Origin of the sequence: uncultured Gemella sp., assembly GCF_963519265.1 — a bacterium.
Taxonomy (GTDB): domain Bacteria; phylum Bacillota; class Bacilli; order Staphylococcales; family Gemellaceae; genus Gemella.
In genome coordinates this window covers 1-11,300 of record NZ_CAUQNQ010000046.1, presented here as the reverse complement: position 1 = coordinate 11,300, position 11,300 = coordinate 1, and the positions used below count along the sequence as shown (strand labels likewise).

Annotated in this window: 9 protein-coding genes; 1 reads left to right on the top strand and 8 read right to left on the bottom strand. The window is 30.2% G+C overall.

Annotated elements, in window-relative coordinates:
- Window positions 1-202 precede the first annotated feature (202 nt).
- Window positions 203-712 (top strand): GNAT family N-acetyltransferase, encoded by a 510-nt coding sequence (locus RWN11_RS05680; protein WP_314160802.1) that lies wholly within the window; start codon window positions 203-205, stop codon window positions 710-712.
- A 176-nt stretch (window positions 713-888) separates the two neighbouring features.
- Here the strand turns inward: RWN11_RS05680 and RWN11_RS05675 are convergent, their stop codons facing one another.
- From RWN11_RS05675 to mnmG, 8 genes are all read right to left on the bottom strand, one after another.
- On the bottom strand, window positions 889-3,228 hold the full coding sequence (locus tag RWN11_RS05675; protein ID WP_314160801.1) for an endonuclease MutS2: 2,340 nt from the start codon (window positions 3,226-3,228) through the stop codon (window positions 889-891).
- A 162-nt stretch (window positions 3,229-3,390) separates the two neighbouring features.
- Window positions 3,391-3,924 carry a CvpA family protein gene (locus RWN11_RS05670; protein WP_314160800.1) on the bottom strand — a complete coding sequence of 178 codons (534 nt, stop codon included), beginning with the start codon at window positions 3,922-3,924 and terminating at the stop codon, window positions 3,391-3,393.
- 136 nt (window positions 3,925-4,060) lie between these two features.
- A complete protein-coding gene (locus tag RWN11_RS05665) occupies window positions 4,061-5,710 on the bottom strand; it encodes a DAK2 domain-containing protein (protein ID WP_314160799.1) in 1,650 nt (549 codons plus the stop codon).
- A gap of 11 nt (window positions 5,711-5,721) precedes the next feature.
- The gene (locus RWN11_RS05660; protein WP_003144659.1) at window positions 5,722-6,081 is read right to left on the bottom strand and encodes an Asp23/Gls24 family envelope stress response protein; all 360 of its coding nucleotides are present in this window, start codon (window positions 6,079-6,081) and stop codon (window positions 5,722-5,724) included.
- 130 nt (window positions 6,082-6,211) lie between these two features.
- Window positions 6,212-7,144, bottom strand: a complete 933-nt coding sequence (locus RWN11_RS05655) for a ketopantoate reductase family protein (protein WP_314160798.1) — start codon at window positions 7,142-7,144, stop codon at window positions 6,212-6,214.
- Between the two features lie 126 nt (window positions 7,145-7,270).
- Window positions 7,271-8,317 carry a PTS sugar transporter subunit IIC gene (locus tag RWN11_RS05650; RefSeq protein WP_314160797.1) on the bottom strand — a complete coding sequence of 349 codons (1,047 nt, stop codon included), beginning with the start codon at window positions 8,315-8,317 and terminating at the stop codon, window positions 7,271-7,273.
- Between the two features lie 312 nt (window positions 8,318-8,629).
- A complete protein-coding gene (rsmG, locus tag RWN11_RS05645; RefSeq protein WP_314160796.1) occupies window positions 8,630-9,343 on the bottom strand; it encodes a 16S rRNA (guanine(527)-N(7))-methyltransferase RsmG in 714 nt (237 codons plus the stop codon).
- Complete coding sequence (gene mnmG / locus RWN11_RS05640) at window positions 9,336-11,219, bottom strand: tRNA uridine-5-carboxymethylaminomethyl(34) synthesis enzyme MnmG (RefSeq protein WP_314160795.1); 1,884 nt, start codon at window positions 11,217-11,219, stop codon at window positions 9,336-9,338. Before mnmG ends, rsmG begins: the two co-directional genes overlap by 8 nt.
- Window positions 11,220-11,300 lie beyond the last annotated feature (81 nt).

Sequence of the window (11,300 nt, the reverse complement as noted above, 5' to 3'; positions counted from 1 at the left end):
TTCTTAACATTTGATATTTCGAAATGTTTGATTGTTCGTCTTCTTCTTGAGAAGATTTTTACTATTCTATCATCAACTTTATTTCTTGTCAATAATATTTTCATACTTTTTCATTTTTATTTCAATTTTTCTTTCTTTTTACTATTTACAATCAAATTCTATTGAGATATTATATAAGTATACAGTACAAGGAGGATTTATTATGATTACTTTTAAAGAACCTATCGATGTTTCATTTCAACAAATTGAAGACTATAAGAATGAGTTTATTTTAAACAACGAAACTATCCACGGTGCAGCAAATATGACTGCTTTATCTATCCCTGAATGGGTACAATTTACAGAAAATACTAAGTATAAAGAAACAGTCACTCCAGGATTTGTTACTGCACATACTTTCTTTGCACTAGATAATGACAAAATTGTAGGTATTATTAACGGTAGACATGAACTTAATGATTATCTTTTAAACTTTGGTGGTCATATAGGTTACAGTGTTAGAAAATCAGAACGTAGAAAAGGATATGCAAAGAAAATGTTAACCTACACTTCTGAATTTTTGTTTTCACTTGGTCTTGATAAAATTTTAGTTACCTGTGATAAAAATAATATTGCTTCAAAACGCACTATTGAATCATGTGGCGGTATACTAGAAAACGAAGTAATAGAAGAATCTAGAATTACACTAAGATATTGGATATATAAAAAATAAGGGAGTGACTCAAAAATCGTGATTTCGGAGAAATCGATTTTGTCGAGTCACCCCCGCAAAGTTTATTAGATATCTAAAAAGCTTTTATAAAGCGAATTTAGATATCAATAAACCACTGCGTCTATGAGTTATCATATACACTTTGTTAAAATTTAGGACTTTTAGATCATCCCCTTTTATTTCATCTCAACCACAGTAGCTCCCATTCCACCTTCGTTTTGACCTCCGGTTCTATAGCTAGCTACATATCTATTATTTTTAAGATATTCTCCGATATTTTTACGAAGTATTCCTGAACCTAAACCATGAATAATAGTAAATGTATCATAACCTTGCAGTATTACTTTATCCATGTAATTTTCAATTTCTCTTATGGCTTCTTCTGTATTTAATCCTATTACATTAATATCAATACCCACTTTTTTACTACTTACACTACTTGTGCTTACATATCTTTTAGCAACTTCTGGTTCACTATCGATTTTTCTAACCTCTTTTTTCTTGATATTTAGTTTCATAGCACCCATTTTTATTTGTAGGGTATTTCCTGAAATTTCTAATACAGTTGCTCTTTGATTATAACTTAGTACCAGCACATCATCACCAACCTGTATCTCACTATTATTAAACTTAGGTTCACTTTCTAATTTTCTTTGTAATTTTATTTTATTCTTGCTCTTATCCATAGAATGAAGTAATTCATTAAGTTCATGTTGTTTTAAAGAAGTATTATCTTTAAATTCTCTATAAATTTCAAGCATCTCTTCTTTTTTCTCTTCTATTTCTTTATTTAACTCTATACTTAAATCATTATACAGACTTTCTTTATATTCTTCATATTTCTGTAGATTAGACTCAAGAGTTTCTTTAACTTCATCAATTTCATCTAAACTTTTATTTATATATTCTAATTTATAATCATATTCTCTAATGCTTTCCGATAGTTTATCTATGAAGAGATTATTTTCTTTTGTATTGACTTCTAATAACGAACTTGCTTCATCTATAATAGATTGCTCTAAACCTAATTTTGCTGAAATGTTAATTGCATTAGATTTTCCTGGTAATCCTATAATAAATCTATACGTTGGTTTTAATTTCTCAAAATCAAATTCCATAGATGAATTTTTATAATACTCTGATTCGAAACAATAGTTTTTAATTTCTGGATAGTGCGTTGTACATAACATTGTTGCATTTAGATTCTTGAATTTCTCTAATAACGCAATTGACAACACTGCACCTTCACTTGGATCAGTTCCCGAACACAACTCATCTAGTAGAATAATGCTCTTATCATTCGTTTTATTTAATATATCAATTATATTTGTCATATGTGAAGAAAAGGTAGATAAGTTATTCTCGATTGATTGCTCATCTCCCACATCTACAAATACATCTTCAAAAAATCCAACTGTTGATTCCTCTAGGGCTGGTATGTAAAATCCTAAATGTGATAAGTACACACATAATCCAACTGTTTTTAAGATTACAGTCTTACCACCAGTATTAGGACCAGTTATTATTAGTGAATTTCCTTTATTATCTAGAATAACATCATTTTTCACAACTACATCTCTATCAATTAATGGATTATATGCTTTCTTTAAATTAAGTTCTTGTGAATTTACTATATTTTGTTTATTAAAACCATTTCTAGCGCAAAAGTTCATTTTTGAAAAAATAAACTCTATTTGTGAAAAATTCCAAAGTGAATTTATAAGTTCATCAGCTTTTTCTTTAATAACTTCTGAAGCTTCTTTTAAAATTCTAAGTATTTCTTCTCTTTCTTTACGTTTTAGTATTCCGATTTCATTATTAATCTCTACATTTTCTTTTGGTTCAACATAAAAAGTATTACCTGAAGCACTCTCATCATGGATAATTCCACCAAAATCATTTTTATATTCTGGTTTTACTAAAATAACATCACGGTCATTTCTCTTTGTAACAATTGCTTCAGTTAATTTTTTAACATTAGATCTAAGTATATTTTTTAAAATTTGATCACTTTTATTTTTCAACTTAGAAATATTTACTTTGATATTTTTCAGTTCCAATGAAGCGTCTGGTCTTATATAACCGTCCTCATCTATTATTCTATCTAGATATCTTTCAAGATCACTAAAATCATCTAGCTTAATAACATACTTTGTTAAACTAGGATAGTTAGCATGTTCTTGTAATTTAATATTCTCAAATCTTCTAGAAAATCTATCATAAGTTATAATATTTCTTAATATATGGAAAAGTTCCTTTTCTGAAAGGACACTATCAATTTTAGCTTTCTTAACACTAGCATTATAATCAAATATTTTTAATTTAAATTCATTTGGATATTTTCTTAGTAGGTCATATCCTTCTTCGTTTTCTTTATGAACTTCTACTAACTTATCATAATTTGTTATATATTCTAAATTTTTTATTTTTTCATAAGATAACTCTGAGAAACAATATTTCTCTACATCTTTTAAAACTAAGTCTAAATTAAGTTTTTTTTGAGTAATTTTATTCAATCTAATCTCACTCCTTCTATCTATATTTACATGCTTTTCTTTTTATAACACAAACTATTATACACTAAATACAAGCATTAAACAATTTCTTTCGATTAAAATAATCATCTGGTTTGAGTTTACAAAAAAATCGAAGTACATTACGTACTCCGATTTTTTCAATTATTTATTAAAGAATAAACTAATAAACTGTTTTGATAACACTGGTGTGTTTTGTATTATATAATCTGGTAACACTGAATCTTTAAATATCGCTATCTTCCAATCTGGTGTAGGTAATACTGTTACTAGATATAACACTACGAAAACTATTAAATAGATTTCCACGAATCCAAAAATAGCTCCTAAATATCTATCCGTTATTTTTATTAACGGTAATTTTCTAACAACTCCTAATGTTTGTGCTAGAACTTGTATTATTAATCGAATTACAATAAACAATACAATAAATGAAACTATTCGGTAATATGAAGTTGGAATATTTAATCCTTTATATATTCCTTCTAAACCATCTGTAACATCAGTTGGAATTGGTATCATACTTGTAAATAAATATGCTAACCTTGAACTGAATAACATTGATACTACATAACCTATTACAATTGTTCCTAGATAAAAAATTTGCATGATTAACCCACGTTTGTATCCTAAGTACGCACCTGCAGCTAATAATAATGCAATAATTATATCAACCATGTTTTCTCCTTTCAAATCATAATCTATTTTGCTTTAATGCCTTATGATTAGTATATTAATATTTTACTCTATCAACTTTAAAGTAGCATTAATCTATTTTAGACTAATGCTACTTTTTTAATTTAACATTTAATTATTATTCAACCCCAATAATATATGGATATACTGGTTGTCCTGATTCAATAAGTTCAACTTCTACATCAGGATATTTTTCTTCGATTAATTGTTCTAAGAAATCTGTATATTCTTCTGTACTTTCTTCACCAAGGTAAAGTGTAACAATTTCAGAATCATCATCAAGAGATTTTTCTAGTAATTCTTCTAATACTTTATTTAGCGATAAATTAGAAACTACAATCTTTCCATCCCTAATACCCATGAATTCGTCTTTTTTAATTTCAACACCTTCAATATTAGTATCACGAACAGCATGAGTCACTTCTAAAGTACTTACTGTAGATAATACTTCTTGCATATTTGCAAAGTTTTCTTCAGCTGCTGCTTGTGGGTTAAATACCATAACTGCAGCTAAGCCTTGAGGTGCTGTTTTACTTTCAACAACAAAAACATTTTCTTCTGCTAACTCAGCAGCTTGTTTTGCTGCAAGTTGGATATTTTTGTTATTAGGGAAAATAAAGATATTTTTAGCATTGACTTCTTTTATAGCTTTCATGATATCCTCAGTAGATGGATTCATCGTTTGTCCACCTTCAACGATATAATCAACTCCCATTGAAGTTAGAACTTTACTTAATCCAGCTCCCATAGAAATAGAAATCATCGCTTGTTCTTTAAGTTCTTTTGGAGCAGTTGCTTGTTTAGCTTCTTGTTTTCTAAGAACTTCACGGTGTTGTTCTCTCATATTATCAGATTTAATTTTGATAAGTTCTCCGTACTGTTGTCCATAGTTGAACACATCTCCTGGAGTTTCTGTATGAACGTGAATTTTTACATACTCACTATCAGAAATAACTAATAATGAATCCCCAAATTTACTCATATCTTCACGGAATTTATCTTCATTAAATTCTTTTTTCTCTTTATTAAGACGCACTGTAAATTCTGTACAGAATCCGTACACTATATCTTCTGGGCTCATGAAATCCATATCATGATCATCTTCGAATTGCATGTCAACAACATTAGCCTCAACAGCTTCTAAACCTTCAATTTTTTCACCTTTTAGTGCAGCAACAAATCCTTGATATACACAAACAAGACCTTGACCACCTGAGTCCACTACACCAACTTCTTTTAAAATTGGTAACAATTCAGGTGTTCTTTTTAGTGACGCTTGCGCTTCAAAATAAATAGCTTCCATAACTTCAACTACTGATGAAGTATTTTCCGCTGCTTTAAGTCCAGCTTCTGCTGCTTCACGTGCAACTGTTAGGATTGTTCCTTCTACAGGTTTAATTATCGCTTTATATGCAATACTTACACCGTTTTGAATAGCTTCAGCAAATTCTTTTGCATTAACTTCCTTTTTATCAGCTATGTGTTGAGACATCCCTCTAAATAGTTGAGAAAGGATAACACCAGAGTTTCCACGTGCCCCCATTAATAAACCTTTAGAAAAAGATTTACCTAATTCACCGATATTTTCAACAACATTTGCAGCTGTTTCTTTTGCACCTGATGACATCGAAAGATTCATATTTGTTCCTGTATCACCATCTGGTACAGGGAAAACGTTCAATGCGTTTATTTTTTCTGCATTTTTAGCTAAATTTTTTGATCCTAAGTCGATCATTTCAGCTAAAACAAGTCCGTTAATTTTCTCCACTATCTTTCCTCCTATTTATTTACCTTGATGCCTTGAATGTAAATGTTAATTTCATCTACTTTAACACCTAGTGTTTTTTCTATTTGATATTTAACTGAAGATTGAACATTGTTAGCTATTTCTGAAATTTTTGTTCCATACATAACAATGATATATAGATCAATAACAAGTTTATCTTCGTCTTTTTTTACTTTAATTCCTTTTGCGTAATTTTCTTTACGTAAAATTTCTGTAATTCCATCTTTAACTTGATTTTTACTAGCCATTCCTATAATTCCGTAGCAACTTACCGCTGCTCCACCTGCTACTGATGCAATAACATCATCACTTATAGAAACATGACCAAATTCATTATTAATTTCTAATGACATATCTTTTCCTCCTATTCAATAATAGACAAATTGAACATACGAACTATTATACCTTTTTTAACAGAAAAATACAAGTAAAACATTGATATTTCTCTACTCAGAGCCTTTTAGCATCCCTTTTATAATACTATTATTTATTATTATTGATGAACTCCTTAGAGTGAATCATTAATGTAATAACATCACAGACCGGAGTTGGAATATTATAAATTTTTCCTAATCTTGATACTTCTCCATTTAGATAATCAATCTCAGTAAGTCGACCATTTTTCATATCTTGATAAAGTGAAGGATAGTGTGCTCCTCCAGTTTCTAATGAGAATAGATTTTCTATATTTTTTTCAATAACCTCTTGTTTTACGTCAATACCTTCTGCTCTCCCTACAGCTGTTACCTCATTCAAAACTGCTCTTGTCAATTCTAAATTCTTATCATAATTACCATACTGATTAATATTACAATCAATTAAAGTACAATATGAATTTAGGACACAATTTAATCCAGCTTTATGCCAGATTGATTGATAAGTGTCAGCTGAATACTTAATATTTAGTCCAGCATCGTTAAATCTTTCTACTAAAGATAACGTCCTTTCTAAATTAACTTCTTTAACCTGTTTAAATTCTATTTTTCCTGTTCCGTGGGCTTCCAATATTCCTGGTCCTCCAAGACCACTAGTCCATACTGTAACACCGATTAATATATTTTCTTCTTTTACATAATCTTTTAATGTTTCCACATGCCCAAGACCATTTAATATACAAATAATTTTAGTATCCTCATGAAAAAGATGTTTTACACTTTCTAACATTGGTCTTAACTGCATTGATTTAGTAGCTACGAATATAACATCATACTTCCCTGTTATCTGCTCTGGTTTATATATTGGAATATAGAAGTTTCCTAAATCAACCTCATCAATTATTACTTTTAATCCTTTATTTCTTATATTTTCAACATGTTCTTCCCAAGTATCGACAAAAGTCACATCCTCATTATTTTTAAATAACATATACCCAAATCTTGAACCCAGTGCCCCAGCTCCTGCAAATAAAATTTTCATAATCATTCTCCTTAATATATTTTCTACTATAATTTTATAATTACAAAATTACTTTGTCAATGTTATCTCTATGATTTTCACATAAAAAAAGATACTCGAAATTAATTCGAATATCATTTAATGTAATTATAAGTTTTCTGGTTTATATGCTTCAGGTTTATATATTTTTAATACATCTGAATAAAGTCTATCAGCTAAGAATGCAACTACAAACGGAATTACAAAGAATGCTAACAGAATTGGAAGTAAGTTTCCACCATTCATAGAGTATGATTTTGTAGGTCCGATTAATCCAATGATTCCGAACCCTGCACTCTCATGAGTTCCAAGAATTTTTAGGAAGTACCCAGATAGACCTGTAACTGCTGCTGTTGTTAAAATAGTCAAGAATAACTGTGGCTTACGTGCACAGTTAGGCATCATAAGTTTAATTGCTCCTAGTATGATAGCAACACTAGCTCCTTTACTATTCGCTCTATATGTACCAATTGCTAGTACAGCAGCTGCTGAAACTAACCCTAATGTAGCTGCCCCAGCTCCTACATAGTTTTCATTCGTGAATAAAATTATTCCCATCGCTACTGTTGATACAGGTGTTACGATTAAGAATGAAAATGCCATAGTTATTAATATACACATTAAAACTGGTTGTAATGTTGTAAATTCAAAAATTATTGATGCTAAAAGTTTCGTTAGGCTCTTAGTATATGGTAACGTTGCTAACCCTAATGCTGCTACTAATCCCCCAGTTATTGGTAAGAAAATAATAGTAACAGATCCAAATTTATCCTTAACATAACCTAATACCAATGCTCCAATTGCCGCTATTAACATTACATTAAATAAATCTCCCATTGGAACTCCAGTCCACGCTTTTGTTTGAGCATTAAAAGTTAATGATCCACTAGCTGCTAAGACTGTAGCACCTAATACTGATGACTCTAAAGGTTTGAATTTTAAACTTTGCCCTACAATTACACCAACTAAAACTGGTACAGAAAATTGTAATAAATACATCGCTTGTGAAAGTGTAGTGAATACATTTGGTGCAAATAAGGTTCCCAAGTACTTAAATAATGTACTTAAAACAGCATTTGGAATTAATGCAGCAACCACTCCTAAGGCAGTTCCATTTAAAATTATATTAAGAAAATCCTTTACTCTTTTTGACATATATATCCTCCTTTTTTGGTTGTTTTTAATATAATAAATATAATAATATAAAATCAAAAAAAAGTAAAGAATTTTTTGAAAATTTCTTCCTTTTTTCTTTTTTTATCTCATTAAAGTATATACAAAAGGGAGTGACTCAAAAATCGTGATTTCGTAGAAATCGATTTTTCAGAGTCACCCCCGCACAGTTTATTAGATATCTAAAAAGCTTTTATAAAGCGAATTTAGATATCAATAAACCACTGCGTCTATGAATTCTCATATACACTTTGTTAAAATTTAGGTCTTTTAGGTCAGCCCCTTTAATATATTCTATAATAATGGTTTTTTATTCGGTGTCCCAGCTTTCCTTGGATATTTATTTGGTGTTTCTTTGGCTTTGCGAATTTCTAGTATATGCCTTTCTTCACCTTCAATATCAAATTCAAGATCTTGCTCTAATTTTCCACCTAAAAGTTTTATTGCATTTATTGCTTCTTTAGTCTCTTCTTCAGCTTTTTGAGCTTTTAAACTTAAGAAGTAACCATCTTTCTTAACTAATGGTAAACAAAGCTCAGCTAATACATTTAATCTTGCTACCGCTCTAGCAGTTACTATTTCAAAACTTTCTCTGTATTCTTTATTTTGACCAAACTCTTCCGCTCTAGCATGAACAAAATTACAATTACTAAGTCCAAGTTCATCTTTAACTAGATTTAAGAACTTAATACGTTTATTTAAAGAATCAACAATAGTAACTTTTAAATTTGGGTATAATATTTTCAGTGGAATAGATGGAAATCCTGCCCCGCTTCCCACATCACAAATACTTTCAATATTTGAATAATCTTTATAAAATGCTAATGAAATTGAATCAAAGAAATGTTTTGTATAGAACTCATCTTCTTCAGTAATAGCAGTAAGATTGATTTTTTGATTCCATTCTACAACTAAATCATAGTATTTACTATACTGCTCTTTCTGAAGTTCTGATAATTCTATACCTACCTTTTCTTTCACAGCATTATAGAACTGCTCTTTATTCATTATTCATACCTCTTCTTTGTTCTAAGTATACTAATAGAATAGAAATATCTGCTGGGTTAACTCCTGATATACGAGATGCTTGTCCAATAGTCAATGGTAAAACTTTCTTTAATTTTTCCCTTGCTTCCAAAGCTAAACTTGGTACATCATCATAATTTAAATCTGTAGGTATTTTCATCTCATTCATTTTTTTAAGTTTTTCAACTTGTTGAATAGATTTTTTAATATAACCTTCATATTTAACCTCGATTTCAACTTGTTCTACTACGTCTTTAGGTAAAACTGTTTCGTCATTTGCTAAATAAAGTACATTTGCATGAGATAATTCTGGACGTCTTAGCATATCAATGGCTAAAATTCCATCACGAATTTCCGCACTATTTAACTCTGTTAATTTTTCTAAAGTCGCAGCTGTTGGAGTTATTCTAAAAGTCTTAAGTCTTTCTATTTCATCAGCTACCATACTACGTTTTTCACAGAATTTATTATATCTTTCTTCAGTTACTAAGCCATAGTTATAAGCTTTTTCCGTTAAACGCATATCTGCATTATCATGACGTAAAAGTAATCTATGTTCCGCTCTTGAAGTTAGAAGTCTATATGGTTCGTTTGTTCCTTTTGTTACCAAGTCATCAATGAGAACGCCAATATATGCTTCATCACGACCAAGAATCATAGGTTCTTCTCCTAGTACTTTACATGCAGCATTTATACCTGCCATAATTCCTTGACCTGCAGCTTCTTCGTAACCACTTGTACCATTAATTTGACCTGCTGTGAATAATCCATCAATTAATTTTGTTTCTAATGTTGGCCAAAGTGTTGTTGGATTTACAGCATCATACTCAATAGCATAACCATTACGCATAATAACTGCATTTTCTAGTCCTGCAATACTTCGAACCATGTCTCTTTGTACATCATCTGGTAAAGAAGTTGATAAACCTTGTACATAAATTTCTTTCGTATTTCTTCCTTCTGGCTCTAAGAAAAGTTGGTGTCTTTCCTTATCATTAAAACGAACATATTTATCTTCAATACTTGGACAATATCTTGGTCCTGTTCCTTTAATAACTCCAGAGTACATTGCAGAACGCCCTAAGTTTTTATCAATAATTTCATGCGTGTTTGTATTAGTATAAGTTAACCAACAAGGAACCTGATCTTTTACAAATTCTGTAGTTTCATAACTAAATGCATGTTCCTCATCATCACCCGGCTGAATTGCTGTTTTTGAAAAATCTACACTATCAGCATTAACCCTTGGAGGGGTTCCAGTTTTAAATCTAACTAAATCAAAACCTAATTCTTCTAATTGTTTTGCAAGGTCAATTGATGGCATTTGGTGATTCGGTCCAGAAGAATATTTAATATCTCCAATTACGATTTCACCACGTAAATAAGTACCAGTTGTTATGATTATTGTCTTAGCTTTATATGCTGTACCTAGCATAGTTCTTAGACCAACAACTTTATTATCATCAATAATTAGCTCACGTACCATTGCTTGCTCAATATCTAAGTTTGGAGTATCTTCTAAAATTCTCTTCATCTCTAGTTGATACTCAACTTTATCAGATTGCATTCTTAATGCACGAACTGCTGGACCTTTTGCAGTATTTAACATCTTACTTTGAATATTAGTTTTATCGGCTACGCGTCCCATAAGTCCACCAAGTGCATCCACTTCACGAACAACAATACCCTTTGCAGGACCTCCTACACTCGGATTACATGGCATAAAACCAATAGTATCTAAATTAATTGTAATCATTAAAGTTTTTACACCTTTTCTACTAGCGGCGTGTGCTGCCTCAATTCCGGCATGTCCTCCTCCAATTACAATAACATCATATTCTTTTAAAAATTCAGTCATAGTACCTCCATATATTTTAACGTAATTGCAAAATAATGCTTTGACCAAAATTTTGATATATTACTAAATTTTTACCTTTAT

Coding starts and splice junctions, on each gene's coding strand:
- RWN11_RS05680 (WP_314160802.1), top strand. CDS start 203: ATGATTACTTTTAAAGAACCTATCGATGTTTCATTTCAACAAATTGAA.
- RWN11_RS05670 (WP_314160800.1), bottom strand. CDS start 3,924: ATGGTTGATATAATTATTGCATTATTATTAGCTGCAGGTGCGTACTTA.
- RWN11_RS05660 (WP_003144659.1), bottom strand. CDS start 6,081: ATGTCATTAGAAATTAATAATGAATTTGGTCATGTTTCTATAAGTGAT.
- RWN11_RS05655 (WP_314160798.1), bottom strand. CDS start 7,144: ATGAAAATTTTATTTGCAGGAGCTGGGGCACTGGGTTCAAGATTTGGG.
- RWN11_RS05650 (WP_314160797.1), bottom strand. CDS start 8,317: ATGTCAAAAAGAGTAAAGGATTTTCTTAATATAATTTTAAATGGAACT.
- rsmG (WP_314160796.1), bottom strand. CDS start 9,343: ATGAATAAAGAGCAGTTCTATAATGCTGTGAAAGAAAAGGTAGGTATA.
- mnmG (WP_314160795.1), bottom strand. CDS start 11,219: ATGACTGAATTTTTAAAAGAATATGATGTTATTGTAATTGGAGGAGGA.